General features: G+C 66.6%; 19 protein-coding genes. 9 read left to right on the top strand and 10 right to left on the bottom strand.

What is annotated here, in order from left to right; translation table 11 throughout:
- The first annotated feature begins 152 nt into the window (after positions 1-152).
- Complete coding sequence (locus tag QX041_RS07720; protein WP_315712009.1) at positions 153-446, top strand: hypothetical protein; 294 nt, start codon at positions 153-155, stop codon at positions 444-446.
- Positions 447-532: 86 nt separating this feature from the next.
- Here QX041_RS07720 and QX041_RS34360 read toward each other — a convergent pair whose 3' ends face one another.
- Positions 533-679 (bottom strand): DUF2283 domain-containing protein, encoded by a 147-nt coding sequence (locus QX041_RS34360; protein WP_410051202.1) that lies wholly within the window; start codon positions 677-679, stop codon positions 533-535.
- Between the two features lie 275 nt (positions 680-954).
- Here QX041_RS34360 and QX041_RS07715 point away from each other — a divergent pair, with 275 nt between their 5' ends.
- Positions 955-1,176, top strand: coding sequence for a hypothetical protein (locus QX041_RS07715; protein WP_315712011.1), 222 nt, complete (start codon positions 955-957; stop codon positions 1,174-1,176).
- Between the two features lie 12 nt (positions 1,177-1,188).
- Here the strand turns inward: QX041_RS07715 and mfd are convergent, their stop codons facing one another.
- Positions 1,189-4,704, bottom strand: a complete 3,516-nt coding sequence (gene mfd / locus QX041_RS07710; RefSeq protein WP_316164815.1) for a transcription-repair coupling factor — start codon at positions 4,702-4,704, stop codon at positions 1,189-1,191.
- Positions 4,704-4,991: a succinate dehydrogenase assembly factor 2 gene (locus QX041_RS07705; protein WP_315751602.1), complete on the bottom strand. Its 288-nt coding sequence runs from the start codon at positions 4,989-4,991 to the stop codon at positions 4,704-4,706. The genes mfd and QX041_RS07705 overlap by 1 nt, the downstream gene beginning before the upstream one ends.
- A 195-nt stretch (positions 4,992-5,186) precedes the next feature.
- Here QX041_RS07705 and recG point away from each other — a divergent pair, with 195 nt between their 5' ends.
- Positions 5,187-7,289, top strand: a complete 2,103-nt coding sequence (gene recG, locus QX041_RS07700) for an ATP-dependent DNA helicase RecG (protein WP_316164814.1) — start codon at positions 5,187-5,189, stop codon at positions 7,287-7,289.
- Between the two features lie 196 nt (positions 7,290-7,485).
- On the opposite strand, the gene QX041_RS07695 is transcribed toward recG, so the two are convergent.
- Both QX041_RS07695 and QX041_RS07690 read right to left on the bottom strand, forming a co-directional pair.
- Positions 7,486-8,337, bottom strand: coding sequence for an NAD(P)-dependent oxidoreductase (locus QX041_RS07695; protein ID WP_315712015.1), 852 nt, complete (start codon positions 8,335-8,337; stop codon positions 7,486-7,488).
- Between the two features lie 163 nt (positions 8,338-8,500).
- Positions 8,501-10,378 carry an autotransporter domain-containing protein gene (locus QX041_RS07690; protein WP_315712016.1) on the bottom strand — a complete coding sequence of 626 codons (1,878 nt, stop codon included), beginning with the start codon at positions 10,376-10,378 and terminating at the stop codon, positions 8,501-8,503.
- A gap of 281 nt (positions 10,379-10,659) precedes the next feature.
- Here QX041_RS07690 and QX041_RS07685 point away from each other — a divergent pair, with 281 nt between their 5' ends.
- Complete coding sequence (locus QX041_RS07685; protein ID WP_315712017.1) at positions 10,660-11,034, top strand: VOC family protein; 375 nt, start codon at positions 10,660-10,662, stop codon at positions 11,032-11,034.
- Positions 11,035-11,078: 44 nt separating this feature from the next.
- Here QX041_RS07685 and QX041_RS07680 read toward each other — a convergent pair whose 3' ends face one another.
- From QX041_RS07680 to glmS, 3 genes are all read right to left on the bottom strand, one after another.
- Positions 11,079-11,876 (bottom strand): DUF502 domain-containing protein, encoded by a 798-nt coding sequence (locus tag QX041_RS07680; protein WP_315712018.1) that lies wholly within the window; start codon positions 11,874-11,876, stop codon positions 11,079-11,081.
- A 194-nt stretch (positions 11,877-12,070) separates the two neighbouring features.
- Positions 12,071-12,685, bottom strand: coding sequence for a LysE family translocator (locus tag QX041_RS07675; RefSeq protein ID WP_315712019.1), 615 nt, complete (start codon positions 12,683-12,685; stop codon positions 12,071-12,073).
- Positions 12,686-13,064: 379 nt separating this feature from the next.
- A complete protein-coding gene (gene glmS / locus QX041_RS07670) occupies positions 13,065-14,891 on the bottom strand; it encodes a glutamine--fructose-6-phosphate transaminase (isomerizing) (RefSeq protein WP_315712021.1) in 1,827 nt (608 codons plus the stop codon).
- A 229-nt stretch (positions 14,892-15,120) separates the two neighbouring features.
- On the opposite strand from glmS, the gene QX041_RS07665 reads away from it, so the two are divergent.
- Positions 15,121-15,348 (top strand): hypothetical protein, encoded by a 228-nt coding sequence (locus QX041_RS07665; protein WP_315712023.1) that lies wholly within the window; start codon positions 15,121-15,123, stop codon positions 15,346-15,348.
- 9 nt (positions 15,349-15,357) lie between these two features.
- On the opposite strand, the gene glmU is transcribed toward QX041_RS07665, so the two are convergent.
- Positions 15,358-16,704, bottom strand: a complete 1,347-nt coding sequence (gene glmU, locus QX041_RS07660; RefSeq protein ID WP_315712025.1) for a bifunctional UDP-N-acetylglucosamine diphosphorylase/glucosamine-1-phosphate N-acetyltransferase GlmU — start codon at positions 16,702-16,704, stop codon at positions 15,358-15,360.
- A 135-nt stretch (positions 16,705-16,839) separates the two neighbouring features.
- On the opposite strand from glmU, the gene QX041_RS07655 reads away from it, so the two are divergent.
- Together QX041_RS07655 and QX041_RS07650 are read left to right on the top strand one after the other, a co-directional pair.
- Positions 16,840-18,192 carry a hypothetical protein gene (locus QX041_RS07655; protein ID WP_315712026.1) on the top strand — a complete coding sequence of 451 codons (1,353 nt, stop codon included), beginning with the start codon at positions 16,840-16,842 and terminating at the stop codon, positions 18,190-18,192.
- Between the two features lie 108 nt (positions 18,193-18,300).
- A complete protein-coding gene (locus tag QX041_RS07650; RefSeq protein WP_284416120.1) occupies positions 18,301-18,681 on the top strand; it encodes a hypothetical protein in 381 nt (126 codons plus the stop codon).
- Here the strand turns inward: QX041_RS07650 and QX041_RS07645 are convergent.
- Positions 18,641-20,170: a beta-(1-6) glucans synthase gene (locus tag QX041_RS07645; protein WP_316164852.1), complete on the bottom strand. Its 1,530-nt coding sequence runs from the start codon at positions 20,168-20,170 to the stop codon at positions 18,641-18,643. The genes QX041_RS07650 and QX041_RS07645 overlap by 41 nt on opposite strands.
- Positions 20,171-20,605: 435 nt before the next feature.
- Here QX041_RS07645 and QX041_RS07640 point away from each other — a divergent pair, with 435 nt between their 5' ends.
- Positions 20,606-21,187 carry a beta-1-3, beta-1-6-glucan biosynthesis protein gene (locus tag QX041_RS07640; protein ID WP_315751613.1) on the top strand — a complete coding sequence of 194 codons (582 nt, stop codon included), beginning with the start codon at positions 20,606-20,608 and terminating at the stop codon, positions 21,185-21,187.
- Positions 21,188-21,542: 355 nt separating this feature from the next.
- Positions 21,543-24,248, top strand: coding sequence for a glycosyltransferase (locus QX041_RS07635; RefSeq protein ID WP_316164813.1), 2,706 nt, complete (start codon positions 21,543-21,545; stop codon positions 24,246-24,248).
- Positions 24,249-24,273: the final 25 nt, after the last annotated feature.

Here is a 24,273-nt window from a genome sequence, read left to right as displayed (position 1 = left end):
CCGCTCCTCCCAGCCGAGGGGATTCGGCAAGCGCAAGACTCTAGCCAAAAATGGTCCAGTTTTCCGGCCTCAGATCAGTTTGACGCCGAGTGGCGCGGGTGCAGCAACGGGCGATTGGCGGAGCTGGTCGGGGTTGCGCAGCCGTTCGCCCGTTGCGGGGAGGTTGGCGGCTGAAGAATGGCGGCGGCCTTGCCGTCGCGCGCTTCGCCTTCGATCACGTCAACCCCCGCGCCCAATATGACGGCGCGCGCATCATCAGCCGGCTGATGCGCCGGATGGATTTCGGGACCCACGAGGACAACGGCTCGGTCGTGGTCGTGTTCGCCGAGACCGATCTGCGTTCGGCCATGCGATCGTGCGGCGGCTGTCGAGCCGTGATGCGCCATACCTCGCATGGCAAGCGCAACGCGCGCATGGAGACGGCGGTGACCGTCGCCGCGCTGTAGCAGGGCGACACCGCACGCACGCTGCTGGCCCGGGTCTATGGCGAGCCGCAGCGCGCGGCGTCGTGAAGCCCACTAGTAAGCCTGCCTCAGGCAAGCACTTCAATTCCGATGAGCCGCCCATCCGCATCGAGATCCAGGATTATGTCGGCGCCAACGTATGAAAGAAGGTCAGACAATGGTACTTGCCTGGCAGAGCACCCCTTTGTTCCTGACCCGGGATGCTCAGGCAACATCAGATACGCCACGTTCGGATCGTCTGCACTGATGCGAAGTGCGATGTTACGTTGCGTCATCGACATCTCCCAAGCAGGCGCATCAACGTCCGTAAGGTGGGTACACGCGCATGCACGATCTCGCCATATGTGAGCGCAAGACGGCGCCGTGCCCGCCATCCCAAGAAATTAGCCGAGCGTACCATAAATTGTAAGGGATCGCTTCCAGCAAGTCCAAGACACGGCGTGTGCGCGTGGCTCGCATATCCTGACTTCGGTCGTCAGATCTCATCGGCTTGGCCACGATCTCAACCGAACACTGGCATCTTCAGATCGCGCATTTGCCCCACTCGTCTGATGCTATCACCCTTAGTTCGGGGGCGTCTGACGAAGCGAAGGATGGCGCGATGCAAAACCGACAATCTCGCGATGAGACCGACTGGATCAGCGTGATCGCGATCGTCTCAGTCTTCACGATCGCCAGCCTTGCGTTGCATTTCGGCTGGATGCTTCGCTAACGCTCCATTGCGCTACGCCGCCTTCTTCTTCTCCGCGAGCTCCGCCAGGTCCTTCAGAATATCCGTGGTCCCGGCCAGCCGCTCTTCCGGCGTCTCCCAGACCTGCAGGAACACGACCTTCATGTCCGGGCGGACCTTGGCGGCCTGGCCGTGACGCTTGATGAAGGCGACGAGGCGGTCCGGATAGGCAAAACTGTTGTCGCGGAAGGCGATGACGGCGCCCTTCGGGCCGGCATCGACCTTCTCGACATTGGCGCGGCGGCAGTAGTTCTTGATCGCGGCGACCTTGAACAGATAGCGCGTCTCGTCCGGCAGCTTGCCGAAGCGATCGCGCAATTCGGCGGCGAAGTTCTCGATCTCGTCGTCGGTCTCGAGATCGGCGAGCCGGCGGTACAGCGACAGCCGCACGGAGAGGTCGGAGACGTAGTCCTCGGGGATCAGCACGGGCATGCCGATCGTGATCTGCGGCGACCAGCGGTCGACCGTCGGCTCGGTGATGCCGGCCTTGAGGTTCTCGATCGCCTCCTCCAGCATCGACTGATAGAGCTCGAAGCCGACCTCCCTGATGTGGCCGGACTGTTCGTCGCCCAGCAGATTGCCGGCGCCGCGGATGTCGAGGTCGTGGCTGGCGAGCTGGAAGCCGGCCCCCAGCGTCTCCAGCGACTGCAGCACGCCCAGGCGCTTTTCGGCCAGTGGGCTGATCTTGTGCGTCGACGGCAGGGTGAACAGCGCATAAGCGCGCAGCTTGGAGCGGCCGACGCGGCCGCGCAGCTGATAGAGCTGGGCGAGGCCGAACATGTCGGCACGGTGCACGATCAGCGTGTTGGCGCGGGGAATGTCGAGGCCGGATTCGACGATCGTGGTCGACAGCAGGATGTCGAACTTGCCGTCGTAGAATGCGCCGATGATGTCCTCGATCACGGTCGGCGCCATCTGGCCGTGCGCGACCGCGACCTTCATCTCCGGCACGGTCTTGTCGAGGAACTCCTTGACCTCGGCGAGATCGTCGATGCGCGGCACCACGTAGAACGCCTGGCCACCGCGATAGCGCTCGCGTAAGAGCGCCTCGCGGATCATCACGGGATCATGCGGCGCGACGAAGGTGCGAACGGCGAGACGATCGACTGGCGGCGAGGCGATGATCGACAACTCGCGCACACCGGTGAGAGCGAGCTGCAAGGTGCGCGGGATCGGCGTTGCCGACAGGGTCAGCACATGCACCTCGGCGCGCAGCTGCTTGAGCCGCTCCTTGTGGCTGACGCCGAAATGCTGCTCCTCGTCGACGATGACGAGGCCGAGATCGCGGAACTTGATCGCCTTGCCGAGCAGCGCATGGGTGCCGACGACGATGTCGACCGAGCCGTCGGCGAGGCCCTTCTTGACCTGATTGAGCTCCTTGGTGCTGACCAGCCGCGACGCCTGTGCGACGTTGACCGGAAAGCCCTTGAAGCGCTCAGCGAAAGTCTTTGCATGCTGGCGCGCGAGCAGCGTGGTCGGCACGACGACGGCGACCTGCTTGCCGTCGAGCGCGACCGCGAACGCGGCCCGCAACGCCACCTCGGTCTTGCCGAAACCGACGTCGCCGCAGACCAGCCGGTCCATCGGACGTCCCGCTTCGAGATCGGCGAGCGTCGCCTGGATCGCAGCGAGCTGATCCTCGGTCTCGTCATAGGGGAAGCGCGCGCAGAACTCGTCATAGAGGCCGGCCTGCACCGGCAGCTTCGGCGCCTCGTGCAGCATGCGTTCGGCGGCGATCTTGATCAGCTCGCCGGCCATCTCGCGGATTCGGTTCTTGAGCTTGGCCTTGCGTGTTTGCCAGCCGGAGCCGCCGAGCTTGTCGAGCTCGACATTGGTCTGGTCGGAACCGTAGCGCGACAACAGCTCGATGTTCTCGACCGGCAGATACAGCTTCGTTTCGCCGGCGTAGCGCAGCTCGAGACAGTCATGCGGCGCGCCGGCGACCTCGAGCGTCTGCAGCCCGACGAAGCGGCCGATGCCGTGATCGACATGAACGACGATGTCGCCGATCGCGAGGCTCGTCACCTCCGAGATGAAATTGTCGAGCTTGCGGCTCGCCCGGCGCGGCCGCACCAGGCGGTCGCCGAGAATGTCCTGCTCGGAGATGACCGCGATCTGATCGGTCTCGAAGCCGGTCTCGAGACCGAGCACCGCGAGCATGGTCTCGTTGCGCGGCGTCGCCTGCACCACGCGCCAGGTGTTGACGCTGGTGACATGGATCAGCTTGTGATCCTTCAGCATGCTCGCCATGCGGTCGCGCGAGCCTTCGCTCCACAGCGCGATCACGACCTTCTTGCGCACCGATTGCAGCGCTTGCACGTGCGCCACCACGGCCTCGAATACGTTGACGGCGGAATCGTTGCGCTCGGGCGCGAAGTTGCGGCCCTGTCGCGCGCCGATGTCGACGACGTTGGCGCTCTCCGGCACCGCGAACGGAGTGACACGCGCCAGCGGGACGGCGGCGAGCCGCTCGGCCCATTCGGAGGACGTCAGATAGAGGCGGTCGACCGTCAGCGGCTTGTAGATCGCCCCGCCGCCGGGATGCTCCATCGCCTCGCGGCGCGCGTCGTAATAATCGATGATCTGCTTGAAGCGCTCGCGCGCGGCATCCTCGCCCTGCGGCTCGATCACGATGGGTGTGTTCGGCAGATAGTCGAACAAGGTCTCCATCTTGTCGTGGAACAGCGGCAGCCAGTGCTCCATGCCCGGATAGCGGCGGCCTTCGCTGACGGCCTCGTACAGCGCATCGTCGCGCTCCGGCGCGCCGAACTCGGCGACATAGCCCATGCGGAAGCGGCGGATGGTGTCGGTGACGAGCTGGAATTCGGAAACGGGCACGAGGTCGAGCGAGCGCATGTCGAGCAGGGTGCGCTGGGTCTCGGCGTCGAAGGTGCGGATCGATTCCAGGCTATCGCCGAAAAAGTCGAAGCGCACGGGCTGGTCGAGGCCGGCCGGGAACAGGTCGAGGATGCCGCCACGCACGGCATATTCGCCGCTTTCGCGGACGGTCGACGAGCGGTGGTAGCCATTGTGCTCAAGCCAGGCGATCACCGAATCCATCGGCACGACATGGCCCGGAGCGACCGACAGCGCCTGCCCCGCCATGGTGTCGCGCGAGGGGACGCGCTGCACGATGGCGTTGACGGTGGTCAGCACGATCAGCGGCTTGTCGCTGCCGGCGAGGCGCGACAGCCGTGCGAGCGTGGTCACGCGCTGGGCGAGGATGCCGCCATGTGGCGAGACGCGGTCATAGGGCTGGCAGTCCCAGGCCGGGAACTGCATCACCGGCAGATCCGGCGCGAAGAAGTCGAGCGCTCGCGCCAGCTGCTGCATCCGGTTGCCGTCGCGGCAGACCACGGCGAGGCTCACCGCCGGCGGCTTCGGCTTGGCCGCGGTGGCGCGCGCGAGGTCGGAGACGACGAGGCCTTCGGCGCCTTCCGCGACGTTGGCGAGCGTGAGCGCGCGCCCCGGCGCGAGGTGCTCGGCGGGCGACTTGACCGGGCTCTTCATCAATCGGCGCCCACCGCGCGGAACGCCTTGATGCGCTCGAACAGCGCCGGAGTCTGCTCCGGCGGCAGCGGCCGGGCGCCGGTGACCGCGGCATAGAAGTCCGGGTCGGGGACTTCGAGCAGTTGCTCAAGCTCGGCCAGCTCGCCTTCGCTGAGGGCGCCGATCTCGGCGTCGGCAAAGCGGCCGAGGATCAGATCCATCTCGCGGGTGCCGCGATGCCAGCAGCGGAACAGGAGCCGCTTGCGGCGGTCGTCAAGGCCTTGGCTCGATCGGGTCGTTCCGGTCATCGCGACATCCTGCAGTTCAACGCCAAAAGCCCGGACGGTGCCGGGCGCGGTTGATATAGCGGTGCACAGCGCCCCTGTCAGCCCCTCTCGGGCTGCAGAACCGGCATGCCCGGCACCTCGAACCTGAGAAAAAGACGTGGATGTCTCGGCATTCGCGGCTATTCCGGCTCCCAAACGGCTTTAAGTGTTCGCTCCATGCGCCCCAGCATCCTCAATCCTCTGTTTGCGCCGGTCACGACCCTGTCGGGGGTCGGACCGAAGCAGGACAAGCTGCTGCGCTATCTGCTCGGCTGCACCGAGACGCCGCGGCTGGTCGACCTGCTGCTGCATCTGCCGGCCAGCGTGATCGACCGCCGCAACCGGCCGAAGGTCCGCGACGTCGAGGCCGGAACCGTGGTGACGCTCGAAGTCACGGTCGACCGCCACCGTCCCTCGCGCAACGCGCGCGCGCCATACCTCGTTTACGCCAGCGACGAGACCGGCGACGTCGTGCTGACGTTCTTCCGGCCCAAGGGCGACTACATCGAGAAGATGCTTCCGGTCGGCGCCAAGCGCTACGTCTCCGGCACCGTACAGATGTATGACGGCGTGCCGCAGATCGTGCATCCCGACCGCATCCTGGACGAGGCCGGCTTCGCAAAGCTCTCGGGCATCGATCCGGTCTATCCGCTGACCGAAGGCTTGGCGCTCGGCTCGCTGCGGCGGGCGATCGCTGTGGCGCTGACCAAGCTGCCTGAGCTGCCGGAATGGATCAGTCCGGAGGTGCTCCGACGCTGCAACTTCCCCTCGCTGAAGGAGGCGCTGACGCGGGTGCACGTCCCGCAGGAGCTGACCGACATCCTGCCTGAGAACCCGTTCTGGTCCCGCCTGGCCTTCGATGAGCTGCTCGCCGGCCAATTGGCACTGGCGCTGGTGCGGGCGCAGCTGCGCCGGCCTGCGGGCAACCGCCACGCCGGCGACGGCCGGCTGCGCCGCAAGATCATCGACGCCCTGCCCTATGCGCTGACGAACTCGCAAGCCGAGGCGATGGCCGCGATTGCCGCCGATCTCGAAAAGCCGGTGCGGATGCTGCGGCTGCTGCAGGGCGACGTCGGCTCCGGCAAGACGGTGGTGGCGTTGCTGGCGGCGGCCGCCGTGGCCGAGGCCGGCAAGCAGGCCGCGCTGATGGCGCCGACCGAGATTCTGGCGCGCCAGCACGCCAAGACCATCGCGCCGCTCGCCGCGCGCGCCGGCATGAACGTGGTCATCCTGACCGGACGCGAGAAGGGCAAGGAACGCCGCGACATCCTCGCCCGGCTCGAAGCCGGTGAGATCGACATCCTCATCGGCACCCACGCGCTGATCCAGGACGACGTGGTCTTCAAGTCGCTGGCGCTCGCCATCGTCGACGAGCAGCATCGCTTCGGTGTGCGCGAGCGGCTGGCGCTGACCTCGAAGGGCGAGGCCGTCGACGTGCTGGTGCTGTCGGCGACGCCGATCCCCCGCACCCTGGTGCTGACCTATTTCGGCGACATGGACATTTCCGAGCTGCGCGAGAAGCCGGCCGGTCGGCAGCCGATCGACACCCGCGCGGTGGCCGACACCAGGCTCGGCGAGGTCGTCGACGCCGTCGGCCGCGCGCTCGATGCCGGCAAGCTGGTGTACTGGATCTGCCCGCTGGTCGAGGAATCCGAGGCCGAGGGCATCGATCATCTCACCAACGCGACGGATCGCTTCGAGAGCCTGCGCGAGCGCTTCGGCGACAAGGTCGGCCTCGTCCACGGCAAGATGAAGGGCAGCGAGAAGGACGAGGTCATGGGGCGGTTCGCGGCCCATGAGCTGCGCCTGCTGGTTGCGACCACCGTGGTCGAGGTCGGCGTCGACGTGCCGGCGGCCAGCATCATGGTGATCGAGAACGCCGAGCGCTTCGGCCTGGCGCAGTTGCACCAGCTGCGCGGCAGGATCGGCCGCGGCTCGGAAGCCTCGACCTGCATCCTGCTCTATCACGAGCCGCTCGGGCCGATGTCGAAGGCCCGCCTCGCCGTGATCCGAGAGACTACCGACGGCTTCCGTATCGCCGAGGAGGATCTCAAGCTGCGTGGCGAAGGCGACGTGCTCGGCATCCGCCAGAGCGGCCTGCCCGGCTACCGCATCGCGCGGCCCGAGGTGCATGCCCAACTGATCACCCAGGCCCGCGACGAGGCGCTGCGGATACTCAAGGAAGACCCGAAGCTGAAGGGCCCGCGCAGCGATGCGCTGCGCTGCCTGCTGTATCTCTACGAGCGCGACGAGGCGATCCCGCTGCTGACGGCGGGTTGATCAGCAGAAGGTGCATCAACAAACTCACCTGTCGTCCCGGCCTTGAGCCTGGACCCATAACCCCAGGGAGCAGTTTGAGGCAGGGTGGCGATTGGCTTTTTCGCACCTCACAACCGCCGCGGAGTATGGGTCCGGGTCTGCGCCACGATGGGCTATCGCGCGTCGTGGCTCGCACGGGACGACGAGCTGAAATCGTCTACTTCGTTTTGCAACTCTCGGCGAACGCCACCAGCTGCGCCGCGTCGGTGCCCTCGCCCTGCACGTCCGCCGCAATGTGCTCGAACAACCGCGCAAAGCCCTCGTAGATCAGAGCAGCCGGATGATCCTCGCCGAGGAACCCCGCGATCTCGCGCATTTCGGCGACCCAGCGATAGGCCTTCGGCAGCATGTCCGGCAGTGCGTTGGCGAGACGGGCCTGGACGTGCGGCAGGCTCAGCGCCAGCTCGTCGCGCAGCGCGTCGGCGGCGCCGGCGCGGGTGGAGGCCAGCACCATCGCGGCGCCGAGCCCTGTCAGTCCCTTGTTGATGCCGGCATAGGCCATCTTCAGCGCCGAAGCCGCGCCGATCGGCCCTTCGATCCGGCGCAGATCGAGCCCGAGTTCGCCCAACGCGGCGACATCGGCTGCCGCCTCGCCGCTCACATAGAAGGCCGGTCCCTTCGTGCCGGGCTTCGGCGGCAGACCGATGATGGCGGCGTCGACCAGGCGCGCACCCGACGACAGCACGATGTCCTCGATGGTCCGGATGGTCTCGACGTTGACGGCATTGCAGTCGACGATGATGGGCTTCTTCGAATTCCGGTTGATGACCGTCGCGAGTTGCTCCGCCAGCGCCACGGCCTCGCCTGGCGGCACGATCGACAGGATGATGTCCGCATTGGCGATCTCGGCATCGCTGGCGCCGATCATGCCGGATGCGGCCGCTCTCGTCCGCGTCGCCGCGCTGCGCTCCTCGAGCGACGTCAGGACCTTGCAGCCGTGCTCCACGAGACGGGCGGCGATGGTGCTGCCCATGGCGCCGGGCGCGATGACGGCAATGCTGGGAGGCATGATGACGCTCCGATTCCAACGATTGTCTCGAAGACTATGCGCACCCCATGACAAAATTGAAGGCACGAAAACGAAGGGCAGCCCTTCCGGGCTGCCCTCGCCTTGGCCGCAACGTCAACGCTCCCCTCAGAGCCCCCGAGAACGCTGACCGCCGCGGCAGACCTCAGAACGCAATCTTCAAGCCTCCGCTGCCGAAGAAATCGTCGCCACCCGTGCGTCCGATCGTGCGCGACACGTTCACCGTCAGCGCCACATTGCTCCAGAACGGCGCCACGACGCCGGCGCTCACCCGGCCGTAGACGTTGTGCGAGGTGCCGTTCGGAACCGTCCAGTTATTGACGATGACGGGCGCCGAGGTCGCGTTGTACTGAATCAGGCGGCCGTTGCCGATGATGTCGTCATCGAGCGTCAGGTTCAGGTACGGATTGATGACGTTGCCCTGCACCTGGAACGGGGTGCGCAGCTGCACGCCGACGCTGCCGATCAGGGTCTCGGCGGTCTGCGAGCCGACCGCGAGCGTGAGCGCAGGATCGCCGGTCTCAGTGAAGCCGTCGACGCGGGCGCGGGCATAGGTCAGCCCGCCGATCGGGCCGAGCTTCGCCCCGCCTGCATCGAACAGGTAACCGGCTTTGCCGGCCGCGACGAAGGTGGTGCCGCCGGGATTGGAGGTGATGGTGTCGACCACGCCCGGCCGCGTGTTGCGATAGTCCTGATGGCCGATCGTCGCCAGGCCCTCGGCAAACAGGCTGCTGCTGGCCCAGGCCCCGTAGAGGCCGAACTGATAGGAGTTGGCATCCGTGGTGCCGGCGCTGTTGAACAGCCTCGCCTTTGGATTGGAATAGTCGAAGGCGGTACCGATCATGGTGTTCGCCGACAGCCGGTACTCGACGCCGATGGTGCCGCCGATGCTGTCGAGATTGAAGCCGTTCGACGCGGCGCTGCCCTGGCGGTCGCTGACGCCACCATTGCCCTGCATGTAGAACGACCATGGACTGACCGGCGCGAGCGGCGGCGCCTTGGTGTAGGGCGGGCGGCCCATTGCCCCATAGGCGTTCATCGTCGACGGAGCAAAGCCCGCGGTCTCGCGGAACATGTCGAGCTTGCCGAACAGGGTCGAGGCGAAGCCCATCGCGGTGATCGACCCCACCTCGCCTTGCGGCGCGAAGGTCAGCGGCGCGTTGAGGCGGTTGACGATGTACTGCCCCAGCACCTCGAAGCCGTGTGACGTCAGGTGCACGCCATCGACGTAGAACAGATACTGGTTCTGCAGCGCAGGATTGCCGATGCAGGCGATCGGACAGGCGCCGACATTGGTGAAGCCATAGCGCGACGGATTGGCCTGGATCAGCGTGCCGATCAGTCCGGTGTCGACGTACTCGACACGCACGCCCGAACGCGCGACGCCAGCGAGCGACTGCTGCATCAGGCTGTTATAGGTCGTGCTGTAGGCCTTGCCGGCCGGAGCATTGGCGTTGCCAACGGCCTCCGGCAAGGTGCTGACATCGCCGGCCGTGAACACGATACTGCGCGCGCCGTCGCCGACCAGCGCGTTGATGCCGGCCATGGCCTGCTGGGCCGTGACGGCCGCGGCCGTCGGCGCGTCAGCGAGCGAGCCGCCGGCGCGGTAATAGGCCCGCGCATCGTTGCCGCCGACCGAGATCTCGACCAGGTCGGTCGACGAGATCCTGCCGGAGAAGCCCGTCAGTCCGCTCCATTCCTGGAAGAAGCCGGGAATGCCCGGCGCCACCACGTTGGTATCGCCCGCCATGGCGCCGCCGATCGCGTAGTTGAGCTGGGGAATGCCGAGCAGCGCCGAGGTCGTGTCGACGAAATTCGTGCCGCCGCTGAAGCGACCGGTGGGATAGAGCGGCAGCTTGCCGGCGCCGCCGGTGAAGGTCCAGAGATTGCCCGTGTCGGCGTAGCTGTCGCCAAAAGCCTGAATGCGCGTATAGGTGGTCTGGGCCGCCGCCGGCGCGGTCAGTTGCAGGGACGCCGCGGACAGCGCGACCGCACACAACGATGTCGTCCTACTCACAGGCATCCTACGCGCCTCCCCAACGCCCTACTTTTGTTTGCCCGATGTTTCCATGGTGACCATTCGAAACACCACCGCCCATTGGTTGTAGGAACGATGACATCCGTGGCTGTGCTTTCCCCGCATCATCATGCAGTGCAAAGCGCCGCGATGCGCACGTTCGCCCGCTGGGCGGACCGGACCGCCACCGACCATGCTCACGAAGGCTGCTGACAGAATCTGGCAGAGGGCTCGGCTAGTCGTGTGGCTGAAGCGCCGCAGCCGGCGCCGCCACCGGAGAGACGACGATGCCCGACTTCAATTTCCTGATCCTCTATGTCGACAACCCGCCGAGGAGCGCGGCCTTCTATGCGGATCTGCTCGGCCGGCCCGTGATCGAACAATCGCCGACGTTCGCCATGCTGCCGCTGCGCGAGGGCGTCATGCTGGGCTTGTGGTCGCGGCACACGGTCGAGCCGCCAGCGACGGGCGCCGCAGGCTTCGGCGAGGTCGCGTTCGCGGTCGGCGATGCCGGCGAGGTCCAGCGGCTGCACGACGACTGGAAGGCGCGCGGACTTTCGATCGCGCAGGCGCCGACACGGATGGATTTCGGAACCACGTTCGTCGCGCTCGATCCGGACGGGCATCGCCTGCGCGTGTTCGTTCCGCAGGATGCGGCCTAGCTCTTCCGCAGTGGCTGGCCTTTCGCGCCAGTCGGCCTTTCAGCCTAGTCCGCCTTGGCCGGCTCGGGCTCACGGTGCGGCGATGGCTGCGCGGGTGCGTTGGCGAGGCGCGCGGCGTTGGCCATGTTGGCCAGCGCCGCGACTTTTTTCTGCTGGTCCGATCCCGGCTGCACCACGCCGCAGGACATGATCAGCGTCGCCGCGTCCTCGGCGCTCATGTCGACCTCGATGATCTTGCTCCGCGGCAGATAGAAGAAAAAGCCGGTGGTGGGGTTCGGTGCGCACGGCAAGAACACCGAGATCTGCTCGTCGTCACCGGGCAGCCGGCTCGAAATCTCCGCGCTCGGCGGCTGCGAGATCAGGACGATCGACCACATGCCGGGCGAGGGAAACTCGACCAGCCCGACACGGCGCAGGCTCGAGCCCTTGCCCGAGAACAGCGTTTCGAACACCTGCTTGAGGCCGCGATAGATCGCGCGCACCGCCGGGATGCGGCCGAGCAGCCGCTCGCCGAGGTCGACCAGGGTGCGGCCGATCAGGTTGGCCGTCAGGAAGCCGAGCAGCGTCAGTCCGATCACGGCCACGATCAGGCCGGAGCCGGGCACGCCGAACGGCAGATAGGTCTCCGGACGATAGACCAGCGGCACGAACGGCCGGACCAGCCCGTCCACCCAGGTCACGAACCACCAGGTGATGTAGAGCGTGATGGCGACGGGACCGGCGACGACGAGGCCGGTCAGGAAATAGTTGCGAAACCGGAACATCAGCCCATGATGGGGCGTCTCGGCCGGAGCATCGGCCAAGGGATCGGTCTCAGGCGGCAGGTCGTCGCGGGAACTCATGCGAACTTCCGGGTCGGATCAAATCTCACCTAGGGGTCTTAGCAGATTTTTGAAGGGCGAAGGCCCTCTTTCCGACACATGCGCGCTTTGCCGCTGACCTGTGGCCCGGCAGCCGGGCACCAAGTCAACGCGCAAGGCGTCGATTTCAATCCCTACTGCGGCGAGGAGCCACTCAAAAGGGCAAACGCGCTGCCCTAGGCGCTACGCAGCGGCAGGGCCAGGCCGACCGCCACGAAGATGCCGCCGCCGACCTGGTTGAAGCGGCGCCCGACCCGGGCGAGCCATGGACGAACCTGGGCCGCCGCGCTGGCGATGGCGACCTCGGTCAGGAACTCGGTCGCCGTATAGGTGACGGCTACGATGCCGAACTGTACCGCAAGGCTGCGCTCGGGGTCGATGAACTGCGGCAACAGGGCGCTGAAGAACAGCAGGCATTTGGGATTGGTGGCCGCGGTCAGGAAACCCTGGCGAAACAGCACCTGCCCGCTCGCAACGGCGGGCTCACTGCCGGCATCGACCGCCACCGGCGGCGATCGCCACAGCTTGATGCCGAGCCAGGCGAGATACAGCCCGCCCACCCACTTCAGGACGACCAGCCAGGTGATGGAGGATTGCACCAGCGCGCCGATGCCGAACATGCAGAGCGCGATGATGAGGACGAAGCCGATCAGGCCGCCGGCGATCGTGAACAGCGTCCTGCGCCCGCCATGCAGCGCCCCATGGGTGAGAGCCAGCAGGCCGCTCGGGCCGGGCGTGAGCGAGATACCGATGCTCATGAGCAGGAACAGCAGCCAAGTGTCGAAAGCCATCGTGATCCCCGTGATGGAGCGGACCGCCGAGCTCCGTCGGGGACATCGCCTGAAACTGATGTCGGATTGCGGATCAGATGGCAAGCACGGCCGAGTTTGCACGCTCGTGCCCCCCGTGAGGTGTGGGCGCGAAAAAAACGGTGTCGTCCCGGACAAGCCCGGCAACGCGATAGCGTTGGCGGGCGCAGATCCGGGACCCATAATCCCGAGAGGTCGTTTGAGACAGGCTGGAGCCGCCGGCGCTGCGAACCATTAAGCACTGTGGCTATGGATCCCGGCGTTCGCCGGGATGACAGCGAATGTGAAGATGCCGCGTCGCAACTTACGCCGAACTGGTTCTCAAGGCGATGCGAGAGCATCAGCCAAGAGAAACCCGCTGCTACTCCACCGTGACCGACTTGGCGAGATTGCGCGGCTGGTCGACGTCCGTCCCCATCACCACGGCGGTGTGATAGGCCAGGAGCTGGACCGGGATGGCGTAGACGATCGGCGTGAACGTCGCGGCCATGTCCGGCATGATGATCGTGACCAGCGAGTCCACGGTCGCCTCCTCGGCGCCCTTGGCATCGGTCATCAGGATGATCTTGCCGCCGCGCGCGGCGACCTCCTGCATGTTCGACACCGTCTTCTCGAACACGCGATCATAGGGCGCAATGACGACGACCGGCATGGTCTCGTCGATCAGCGCGATCGGGCCATGCTTGAGCTCACCGGCGGCATAGCCCTCGGCATGGATGTAGGAGATCTCCTTCAGCTTCAGCGCGCCTTCCAGCGCCAGCGGATAGGAGGTGCCGCGGCCGAGATACAGCACGTCCTTCGACTTGGCGATCTCGCGCGCGAGCTTCTCGATCTGCGGCTCGACCGTCAGCGCCGCCGCAATCAGCCGCGGCACCTCGACGAGGCCGTGCACCAGCTTGGCCTCGTCGGCCTCAGAGAGCTCGCCGCGGCCGCGGCCGGCGGCAATCGCCAGCGCCGCCAGCACCATCAACTGGCAGGTGAAGGCCTTGGTCGAGGCGACGCCGATCTCGGGGCCGGCAAGCGTCGGCATCACGATCTCGCTCTCGCGCGCGATCGTCGAGGTCGGGACGTTGACGACGGAGAGCGTATGGACGCCCTGCGACTTCGCGTAGCGCAGCGCCGCCAGGGTGTCGGCGGTCTCGCCGGATTGCGAGATGAAGATGGCGAGATCGCCCTGGCGCAGCGGCGCCTCGCGGTAGCGGAACTCCGAGGCGACGTCGAGCTCGACCGGCACCCGCGCGAAGCGCTCGAACCAGTATTTGGCGACGAAGCCGGCGTAGCTTGCGGTGCCGCAGGCGGTGATCGAGATGCGCTGGATATCTTTGAAGTCGAACGGCAGCCGCGCCGGCAGCATCACGCGCTCGGTGCCCATGTCGACGTAGCGTGCCAAGGTGTGGCCGACGACCTCCGGCTGCTCGTGGATTTCCTTGGCCATGAAATGGCGATAGTTGGCCTTGTCGACCAGGAACGACGACGCGCCGGATTTCAGCACCTCGCGCTTCACCACCGCGCCCGTTGCATCGTGGATGATGCCGGCGTCGCGGGTGATCTCGACCCAGTCGCCGTCATCGAGATAGCTGATCGTATCGGTGAACGGCGCCAGCGCGATCGCGTCCGAGCCCAGGAACATCTCGCCGTCGCCATAGCCCATCGCCAGCGGCGAGCCCTTGCGGGCGCCGATCAGGAGATTGCCGTGGCCCTTGAACAGGAACGCCAGCGCGAACGCGCCCTTCAACTGCGGCAGCGACGCAGCCACGGCCTGTTGCGGGGTGTGGCCCTTCAGCAGATAGGAATTGACCAGATGGACGACGGTCTCGGTGTCGGTCTCGGATGCGAATTTGGCGCCCTGCTTTTCGAGCTCGGCCCGTAGTTCGCGAAAATTCTCGATGATGCCGTTATGCACCACGGCAACGTTGTCAGTCGCATGCGGATGCGCGTTGCTCTCGGTCGGTTTGCCGTGGGTGGCCCAGCGGGTGTGACCGATGCCGGCGTGTCCCTTCAGCGGCTGCTGCTCGAGCCGCTTCTCGAGGTTCTTCAGCTTGCCCTCGGCGCGCCGCCGGTCCAGATGATCGCCCTCGAGCGTGGCGACGCCCGCGGAATCGTAGCCGCGATATTCGAGACGTTTCAGGGAATCGACGAGATGCTCGGCAACCGGCCCGCGTCCCAGGATCCCGATGATTCCGCACATCAGCGCCAGTCCCCAAATCGTCGAGAGAGATTCAAAAGCGTGGCATTGTCTTAACGAAAACGGCGCGCTTTCAGGATTCAATAATTATTGCGGATTGCGACAGGGTTAAGTGAGAGCCCTAACCGAGGGCCTGCAGGCAACTCCGGTTCGATGCGGAGGTCCAGTTCGGAGCGCACTTAACGCCAGGTCAACGCTTTTGCGCAGAGACTGTCGCGTCGGAGAGGACGCCATGACCTATAGCCGCCGCCCAACTGATCCCAAGGGCACCAGCCCGCTGAGCCTGTCGCATCCGACGTCCGGGAGCCATCTGGCGCACTGGCCGCCGCCGACCTTGAGCAACGAGCTCAAGCCGATGCCTATCAAGCACCGTACGAACGAGCCGGTCAAGCACGCCACCCGCCGCGGCTGGCGCCTGACGCGTGCGATGTTCGCCGAGTTCCAAGACGACGAAAGCTGATGTCTCAGCTCACTTCTTGTGGCGTTGCTTGGCATTCCGAAAGCGCGCCGCGGCGCCTTCGCGCGTCGTCTGAGGACTGCGCTCCAGCGCCAGCGCATCGTCGGGCACGTCGCGCGTGATCACCGAGCCTGAGCCGATATAGGCGCGGGCGCCGATGTTGATCGGCGCCACCAGCGAGGTGTTGGTGCCGATGAAGGCGCCCTCGCCGATGTTCGTCTTGTGCTTGTTGAAGCCGTCATAGTTGCAGGTGATGGTGCCGGCACCGATGTTGGAATTGGCGCCGACATGGGCGTCGCCGATATAGGACAGGTGATTGACCTTCACGCCCGCCTCCAGCACTGCGGCCTTGGCCTCGACGAAATTGCCGATCTTGGCGCCTTCGCCGAGCGACGTACCGGGCCGCAGCCGCGCGAACGGCCCGAGCAGGCTGTTGCGGCCGAGCTTGGATTGCACGATGTGCGAGAACGAATGCACCACCGCGCCGTCGCCGATCGACACGCCGGGGCCGATCACGACGAACGGCTCGATGGTCACGTCCTTGCCGAACGTCGTATCCGCGGCGAGATAGACGGTCTCCGGCGCGATCAGCGTCACGCCCGCATCCATGGCCGCGCGGCGCAACCGGGTCTGCATCACGGCCTCGGCCTCGGCGAGCTGCGCCTTGGTGTTGATGCCGCGCACTTCGTCTTCAGACGTCTCGATCACGACCGCGTCGAGCCCCTGCTCGCGCGCGATCGCAACCGCGTCAACGAGATAATACTCGCCCTTGCTGTTGGCGTTGCCGATCCGGTCGAGGATCGCGAGCGCGCAACGGCCGTCCATCGCCATCACCCCGGCATTGCACAGCGTGATCGCCCGCTCCGCTTCGCTCGCATCGGCCTGTTCGCGGATCGCGACCAGCTTCGATCCGTCGAGCAGCAGGCGACCGTAGCCGGTCGGATCGGCGGCGCGAAAGCCGAGCACGGCGAGCGCTGCGCCCTGCGCCAGCGCCGCCCGCAGCCGCGCGAACGTCTCGGCCGTGATCAGCGGCGTGTCGCCGAATGCGACCAGCAGATCGTCTGCGCCGCGCGCGATCGCCTGCCGCGCCGCCAGCACCGCATGCGCCGTCCCCAGCCGGTCGTGCTGGACGAAGATATCCGCATCCGGGCGCAGGCGCCTGGCTTCCTTCTCGACCGCGTCGTGCCCCGGCCCCACCACCACCGCGATGCTGGCGCCATCCCCGTGCGGCGCCGCCGCCAGGACGTGCGCGAGCAGTGATTCGCCGGCGATGGGATGCAACACCTTGGGCACGCTCGTGCGCATCCGGGTGCCCTCGCCTGCCGCAAGCACGATGGTCAGACTGGATCGAGCGGTCATGAAACACCTGGGATGAAGGGAGCGCATAGGTCGCGCTGTCATAATGCGTTTTCTGCGCGGGGCAAACCGCACCGGCTAAAGCCCCTGGTGGTTTTCCTGTTAATGTTCGCTTCGTGATTCGATTAAGGCAGGTTCATGGCTAAGGACTCCCGCAAATCCGCCGGCGCAAATGCAGCTGAGAAGACGGGCACCACTTTGTCTGGACTGTTTGCCGACGAGAACGAGTTCGATCGCCGCGCGCTGTGGCGGCTCGGCTGGTGGGGGGCTGGCGCCGTCGGCGCCGTCGGCCTGGCCGTTTTCACCAATCAGGCTGCACAGGGATGGCGGCAGGACCGTGTTTCCGCGGCCGATCTGTCGCGCCAGGCGCAACTGCTGCAGTCGCTGGCCCGTGAGACCCAGGGCGAGGCGCGCCAGCTCGGCGCGGCCATCGAGACGCTCAACACCGATCGCGACCGGCTGTACGCGCGCGTGACGGTGCTCGAGCAGGGATTGGACTCGGTGACCGGCGCGCTGGCCAAGCAGAGCGCCCAGGCGACCGCGAATCCCGCCCCCGGCAGCAAGGCGCCCCCCGCGCCACAGATCGCTGCCGTCGAGTCCCAGGCCCCGGTGGCGGCCCCGTCGGGTTCCCCGCCACCCGGCCCCTTGCCCGCATATGCGAACGCGTCGCCGTTCATGCCGGTTCCCAACGGGGCGGCCGGAACCAGTCCGGCTCAGCCGAGTACCCCGCCGGCTGCCGCGAGCGCCGACAAGACGAAACAGGAGCAGGCCAAGCCGATGTCGGCCGGGCTATCGGGGGCTTCGTCACCGCCCGTCTCTTCCGCCCCTTCGCCGACACCGTCAGCCTCGTCCGCATCGCCGGCTGCGACCGGTTCCAAGCCGACTGGTGGTGCCTCGGACCCGGCCGGCAAGCCGGCCGAGACCGACAAGCTCGCAAGAGCCGAACCCGCAGAGGCCGCCGGCGCCAAGGGCAGTGACAGCACCGACGCCGCGGTCACGGCGGTCCAGAAGACCGAATTCGCCGTCGATCTCGGCGGAGCCAACTCGCTCGGCGGCCTGCGGGCGCTGTGGCGGGATCTCGTGAAGACCCATGCCGACCTCGCCCTGCTCAGGCCGATCATCATCCTGAAGGAAGGCCGGGGCGGTCCAGGTATGCAACTGCGGCTCGGCGCCGGCCCATTGGGCGACGCGGCGACGGCGGCGAAGATCTGCGCGGTCCTCGCCGAGAGCCAGCGCGCTTGCGAGACCACCGTCTATGACGGCCAACGCCTCGCGGTCCGCGAGGAGCCGGAGGCGGCCAAGCCGGCCGCGCCCGCGGCTGCCGCCCAGAAGCCGGTGCAGCGCCGGCGCACGTATCAGCCACAGGCCCAGCAGCAGCGTCACGGCAAGCGCGAGGAGCCGCCGGCCGCGGCCGCGCCGGCACCGCCGCCGGCAGAGGCGCCCAAGCCCGAACAGCCGTCGGCGCTGTCGTCGTTCTTCCGCCGCTCCTGAGGCTCGAATCGACGTGCGGCCAAAGCCGGTTGGGACGGATTGTGAAAGCAGTCCGCGAACCGGCTTTGCGGCTTGTCCGCACGTCCTTTCCGCAGCATAGTCCCGCGCATGAAAAAGACCCCGTTCCGCCTCTCGCCCTATCAGGTGCAATGGCTCCTGATCATAGGCTTCGTCACCGTCGGCTATGCCCTCTATCTGCGCTATCTGGCGATCGAGCTGTCGAGCGTCGCGCTCGCCTGCGACGCCGGCCTGCAGACGCTGGCCTGCAAGAGCCGGGCGGTTGCGACCACGCTGTTCAAGAATTCGGTGTTCGGCGCCACGGCGCTGGTGATCGCAGTGCTGCACGTGATGCGGCCGTCGATCGTGCTGCTGACCGGCGGGCTGATCGCCGCCGGCCTCGGCATCGTGCTCTACAACATCGTGCTGTCGGGGCTGGCGATCGGCCTGCTCATCCTCGGCTTTGCGCGGCCCGCGCCCGCCACAGCGTGAACGCCAGCAGCAGATACATCGCGCAGGTCCACATCGCCTGCCAGTTGTCGCGGCCCTCGTTGTAGATCACGTAGACCGAGGAGATCGCGAGCAGGCCGGCGAAGCTGGCCTCGGCGATCGGCCGGGGACCCTGCGCCGGACGATTGCCGAGCAGCATCGCGAACGGCACCACCGCCATGGTCAGGCTGGCGAACGGGAAATCGCGGTAGCGCGGGTCGAACACGAAGCCGAGCGCCGTCTCGGCCGCAATCAGCACCGTCACGACGAGGACCAGGCCCAGCAGGTAGGTGATCTTCAACTGCTTGCGGCCGTCATTCGGTCCGAGCAGGTCGAGGAAGGTCGGCAACGGCCGCCCGGCCATCGTCGCATTGGCGCTGAGGATCGGCGCCAGGACGCCGGCCGCGAGCAGCGCCCCCCAATGCAGCCAGCCGCCGGCACCGAGACTCTCATAGAACATCTTGTCCGCGGCCATGCCGAACAGCACGCCCGCCGTCGTCGCGGAGATCCCGACCCCGACCCAGGCCGAGAGGTGCGGCGGCCAGGGCCGGCGCCGCACCGTCAGCCAGCCGGCCAGGAACACCACGAAAGACAGGATCATGCCGCCGCCCATCTGCAGCTTCCAGAGCGGATAATTGCTGACCGGCTCGCCCGGCGGATATTTCAGCGCCCGCGTATCGTCGCTGATCAGGCCCCAATAGCCGCCGACCGTGCCTTCGAGCTTGCGCTTCCACGGCTGGTCATAGGCCTCGATCAGGTTGACGCGGAAGTTCTCGCGCTTGGCGAGGCTGAGGATCTCCGACACCACGCGGGCCTGGTTGGCCCGCGACGGCAGCGCGCCCTCGCGCATGCGCCCCTCGCTCGGCCAGCCGGTCTCGCCGATCAGGATCTCCTTCCCCGGAAAGGCGACGCCGACCTGCTGGCGGATGGCGTCGACATGGGAGGCGGCGAATTTCGCGCGCACCGGGATGTCCTCCCAGTACGGCAGGATATGAACCGTGACGAAGTCGACGATGTCGTAGAGCTCGCGGTTGCGCAGCCAGAACTCCCAGACGTCGGCATAGGTGACGGGAATCGTGACCTGCGCCTTGACGCCGCGGATGGTCGCGGCCAGATCGGCTGATGTCATCTCGCCGCGCAGCAGCACCTCGTTGCCGACCACGACGGCCGTGATCACCTTCGGATAGCGCTTGATCAGGTCGACCGCGATGCCGATCTGCTGCTGGTTCTTCAGCTTGTTGGAGCCGAGCCAGATGCCCTGGATCACCTTGATGCCGACGCGGGCGGCGATTCCCGGCACCTGGTCGAGACCGTTCTCGATCGAATAGGTGCGCACGCATTCGGAGATCTTGGCGAGCTGCACCAGGTCCTGCTCGATCTGCTCGGCGTCGATATGGGTGGTCGGATCCAGCGGGCTCTGCTGGCCGCGGAACGGCGCATAGGACACGCACTGCAGCTTCGAAGCTGGCTCGATCGGCGCGCGCGCGAGCATGATCGGCTGGGCCAGCCACCACCACGCGGCGGCGATGACACCCAAGGATATGAGCAGAAGCGCCAGCGGCGTAGGAAGGGATTTCAGTTCCGTGTCTCCAGGCAGGGTGGTGTCGATTACCCGGTCGGCGGCGATCTGCCAAGTAGGCGATCGGGCCCTCCGGCGCTCCCGGCGTACCCGCTCCACATCGCCCTTTTACGATGACGCGAGAAAGTTGGTACGTTGCTGGACAAAATCCGAGATTCCGGTCATTGGGAATCCCGGTTGGCCCCGGCCGTCGCAACGTCGCAACCCAGATTGGGCCCCTGCGCAAGCGCCCGTTAGGAACGCTCTGCGACAGTCGGAATCAATCTCCCGCCGCAATCGGGGCTGATTTGATCGGCATCAACACTGCGTCCGTCAGGGGACGGCACGAAGGCAACAATCGGGGAATTTATGGGTCGACGCGTGCTCCACTCCAAGTTTTCGGTTTCGCGCCTGTCGGCGGCTCTGGGCCTCGTGCTCCTCATCGGCGCGCCCGGCGCGCTCGCCCAGAGCGGCAGCGACCATCCCCAGGACCAAAAGCCGCAGGCGGCCAATCCGGCCGACGTGTCGAAGGAGAACCAGCGCAAGGCCGACGAATTCACCGAAGCGTCCCAGGCGCTCAGTGGCGGCCCGGCCGGCAATCCCGAATGCGTCTGGCTCGGCCGCCGCGTCGTCCAGTTGATGTACAACGACGACCTCGATACCGCCTTCCGCCACCTTGATCTCTATGACCGGTTCGGCTGCCCCGGCGGCCACGTTCAGGCCGCCTTCCGCTGCCTGACGCGCTTCATCCCGCAGATCGATCCGAAGATGCCGAACTCGCTGAACAACCACGTCCACGGCTGCTGGATCAATCCGGACGCCAAGCCGCAGGTGGCTGCGGCGCCTGCGCCGGGCCCGGCCTCGACCCCGGCCGCGCAGGCTTCGCCAGCGCCGACGCAGCAGCCCGCTCCCCAGGCATCGCCCTCGCCCGCGCAGCCTCCGGCGAAGTGACCGGCGCCTGAAGGCAGGCGGGACGCACGATCCCGACGACCAGGCGCCATGCGCGGCTGCGGCATGACAGCGCTCCGATCACGTGGCAGGATACGGCCGAGATACGATCGAGGTCGTCGACGCGCGCCTGAGCCTCGCCCCGGTTCAGGCACCGTTCAGCAGGATTGGGCTCTGTTGGGATGACATATGATGTCGCGGCCTTCGGCTGTGACGGCGTGAGAATGATCGCCTTCGCCGCTCGTCGTCGGACGTCGCCCGCGAACGTGATCCCGGTAGCATCGGATACCCGAGATGGAACGGCGATCGACCGCTCCGCTTCACCGCTGACTTGATCCTAGGAATGGTTGCCCCTCCAATGCGTGCCGTTGTCGCCGTCCTGCTCCTCGTCACCGCTGTGCACGCCGCCCTCTGGGGACTGCTGCAGGACAAACAGGAGGCCCCCAGTTTTACCGGCCTGCTGCAGAGCGTCTCCTACGATCCGCATGAAGGAACCGGGGCTCCCGGCGCCAACACCGTGGCCTCGCCGGAACGCATCCGCGCCGACATGAAGAAGCTCGCCACGATGACGCGGGCCATCCGGCTCTACTCGTCTACCGGCGGCCTCGAGATAGTGCCGCCGCTGGCGGCGGAGGCGGGGCTGAAGGTGATGCTCGGCGCTTGGATCGACAAGGATCCGGACCGCAACGAGCGCGAGATCCAGTCGGCCATCACCCTCGCCCGCCGCAACAGCAACGTCATCGGCATCGTGGTCGGCAACGAGACCATCCTCACGGCGACCCAGAAGGTCGATGAGCTGATCGAGAAGATCAAGCGCGTGAAGAAGTCGGTCAACGTGCCCGTCACCACCGGCGACGTCTGGAACACCTGGCGCGACAACCCCGAGCTCGCGGCCAATGTCGACTTCATCGCCGCGCACGTCCTGCCCTATTGGGAATTCTTCACCGACGACCAGGCCGTCGATCAGGCGGTGGATCGCTATCAGCTCCTGAAGAAGCAGTTCCCCGGCAAGCGCATCATGATCGCCGAGTTCGGCTGGCCGAGTCAGGGCTACAGCCGCAGCGGCGACAACCGCGGTCCCGCCGTGCCCGGCCCGCTCCGGCAGGCGAAGGTGCTGCGCAATTTTCTGGCCCAGGCCGCCTCGATCGGCATGGAATACAACATCGTCGAGGCGATCGATCAGCCCTGGAAATATTTCGAAGGCGGCGTCGGCCCGTACTGGGGCGTCCTCAATGCCGCGCGCGAGGCGAAATTCGCCTGGACCGGCCCGATCGTGAATCCCGACTATTGGCAGCTCGCGACCATCGCGCTCCTGGTCGGCGTGCTCTTGTCGCTGCCGATCGTGCGGCTGCGCCAGCCGACCGTGCTGCAGGCCATGATGCTCGCCATCACGGCACACGGCGTCGGCGCCTGGGTCTCCAACGTCTTCGCCTATTGGAACGTGCACTATTTCGTCTGGGGCTCGACCTTCGCGCTGACGCTGGGCCTGATCCTCCTGGTTCCCCTGATCCTCATCGCGATGGCCCGCATCGAGGAGATCGCCGCGATCGCCTTCGGCCGCGAGCCGCAGCGCCTCTTGACCCGCGACAAGGTCGCGCAAGAGCGCGCCGCGATGCCGGAGGGCTATTGCCCGAAGGTGTCGATCCACGTGCCGGCCTATTTCGAGCCGGTCGACATGATGAAGCAGACGCTCGATGCGCTGGCCCGGCTCGACTACCCGAACTACGAGGTCGTGTGCATCATCAACAACACGCCCGACCCGGCGTTCTGGCAGCCGATCCAGGATCACTGCCGCATGCTCGGCGAGCGCTTCAAGTTCATCAACGCCGAGAAGGTCAAGGGCTTCAAGGCCGGCGCGCTGCGCATCGCGATGGAGCGCACCGCTGTTGACGCCGAGATCATCGGCATCATCGACGCCGACTATGTCGTGACGCCGGACTGGCTCTCCGACCTCGTGCCCGCCTTCGCCGACCCCGCCGTGGGCCTGGTGCAGGCGCCGCAGGAGCATCGCGACGAGCATCTGTCGCTGATGCACTACATCATGAACGGCGAGTACGCCGGGTTCTTCGACATCGGCATGGTCCAGCGCAACGAGGAGAACGCGATCATCGTGCACGGCACGATGTGCCTGATCCGGCGCGCGGCGATGGACATGGCCGGCGGCTGGTCGAGCGACACGATCTGCGAGGACACCGATCTCGGCCTCGCGATCCAGGAGCTGGGATGGCAGACCCATTACACCGCCACCCGCTACGGCTCGGGGCTGCTGCCCGACACCTACGAGGCGTTCAAGAAGCAGCGCCATCGCTGGGCCTATGGCGGCTTCCAGATCGTCAAGAAGCACTGGCGCCGCTTCCTGCCCGGCCACAGCCGGCTGACCTCGGACCAGAAGCGCGAGTTCTCGCTCGGCTGGCTCAACTGGCTCGGCGCCGAGAGCCTCGGCGTCGTGGTGGCGATCCTCAACCTGATCTGGACGCCGATCGTTGCCTTCGCCGGCATCGCCATTCCCGACAAGATCCTGACCATCCCGATCCTCGCCGCCTTCGTGGTCTCGCTCGCCCACTTCCTGATTCTCTACCGGCTGCGGGTGGCGGTGAAGCCGTGGCAGATGCTGGGCGCGATGGTTGCGGCGATGAGCGTGCAGTGGACGGTCAGCCGCGCCGTGGCGCAGGGCCTGATCACCGAGCACCTGGCGTTCGCCCGCACGTCCAAGGGCGGCCTGTCGCGGATGTCGATCGAGTTCCAGGCGTTCTGGGAGGCCGTGATCGGCGCCCTGCTCCTGATCGGCGCCACGATTCTGATCGTGACCAACACGCTTGCCATCACCGAGCTCTACATCTTCGCCGCCGTCCTGATCCTGGAGAGCCTGCCATTCCTCTCAGCGGTCGCCATCGCGCTGCTGGAGATGTCCCGCATCAACTCCTTCGAGTTCTGGCGCCACGCCACCGTCCGCACCGCCGAGCTGATCGGCCTGCGCCCGGTCTGGGTGCCCGAGCTGGCCGGGCCCGGAATGCAACCGGCGCCGCTGAGCGCGGCGGCAACGAAGGCGGCGGAGAAGGCGTAGCGCCGAGCGAGGCCTGCGGAAGCCT

This window comes from Bradyrhizobium sp. SZCCHNRI2009, assembly GCF_032485115.1.
In the GTDB taxonomy this organism is placed as follows: Bacteria; Pseudomonadota; Alphaproteobacteria; order Rhizobiales; family Xanthobacteraceae; genus Bradyrhizobium.
This window is presented reverse-complemented; position numbering and strand designations above follow the sequence as displayed.

Bases quoted from the DNA above. Each gene is read 5' to 3' on its own strand.
- QX041_RS07650 (WP_284416120.1), top strand. From the start codon at position 18,301: ATGAAAAAGACCCCGTTCCGCCTCTCGCCCTATCAGGTGCAATGGCTC.
- recG (WP_316164814.1), top strand. From the start codon at position 5,187: ATGCGCCCCAGCATCCTCAATCCTCTGTTTGCGCCGGTCACGACCCTG.
- QX041_RS07685 (WP_315712017.1), top strand. From the start codon at position 10,660: ATGCCCGACTTCAATTTCCTGATCCTCTATGTCGACAACCCGCCGAGG.
- QX041_RS07705 (WP_315751602.1), bottom strand. From the start codon at position 4,991: ATGACCGGAACGACCCGATCGAGCCAAGGCCTTGACGACCGCCGCAAG.
- QX041_RS07695 (WP_315712015.1), bottom strand. From the start codon at position 8,337: ATGCCTCCCAGCATTGCCGTCATCGCGCCCGGCGCCATGGGCAGCACC.
- QX041_RS07665 (WP_315712023.1), top strand. From the start codon at position 15,121: ATGACCTATAGCCGCCGCCCAACTGATCCCAAGGGCACCAGCCCGCTG.
- QX041_RS07690 (WP_315712016.1), bottom strand. From the start codon at position 10,378: ATGCCTGTGAGTAGGACGACATCGTTGTGTGCGGTCGCGCTGTCCGCG.
- QX041_RS34360 (WP_410051202.1), bottom strand. From the start codon at position 679: ATGTTGCCTGAGCATCCCGGGTCAGGAACAAAGGGGTGCTCTGCCAGG.
- QX041_RS07645 (WP_316164852.1), bottom strand. From the start codon at position 20,170: ATGCTCGCGCGCGCGCCGATCGAGCCAGCTTCGAAGCTGCAGTGCGTG.
- mfd (WP_316164815.1), bottom strand. From the start codon at position 4,704: ATGAAGAGCCCGGTCAAGTCGCCCGCCGAGCACCTCGCGCCGGGGCGC.
- glmS (WP_315712021.1), bottom strand. From the start codon at position 14,891: ATGTGCGGAATCATCGGGATCCTGGGACGCGGGCCGGTTGCCGAGCAT.
- QX041_RS07640 (WP_315751613.1), top strand. From the start codon at position 20,606: ATGGGTCGACGCGTGCTCCACTCCAAGTTTTCGGTTTCGCGCCTGTCG.
- QX041_RS07680 (WP_315712018.1), bottom strand. From the start codon at position 11,876: ATGAGTTCCCGCGACGACCTGCCGCCTGAGACCGATCCCTTGGCCGAT.
- QX041_RS07675 (WP_315712019.1), bottom strand. From the start codon at position 12,685: ATGGCTTTCGACACTTGGCTGCTGTTCCTGCTCATGAGCATCGGTATC.
- QX041_RS07655 (WP_315712026.1), top strand. From the start codon at position 16,840: ATGGCTAAGGACTCCCGCAAATCCGCCGGCGCAAATGCAGCTGAGAAG.
- QX041_RS07635 (WP_316164813.1), top strand. From the start codon at position 21,543: ATGCGTGCCGTTGTCGCCGTCCTGCTCCTCGTCACCGCTGTGCACGCC.
- glmU (WP_315712025.1), bottom strand. From the start codon at position 16,704: ATGACCGCTCGATCCAGTCTGACCATCGTGCTTGCGGCAGGCGAGGGC.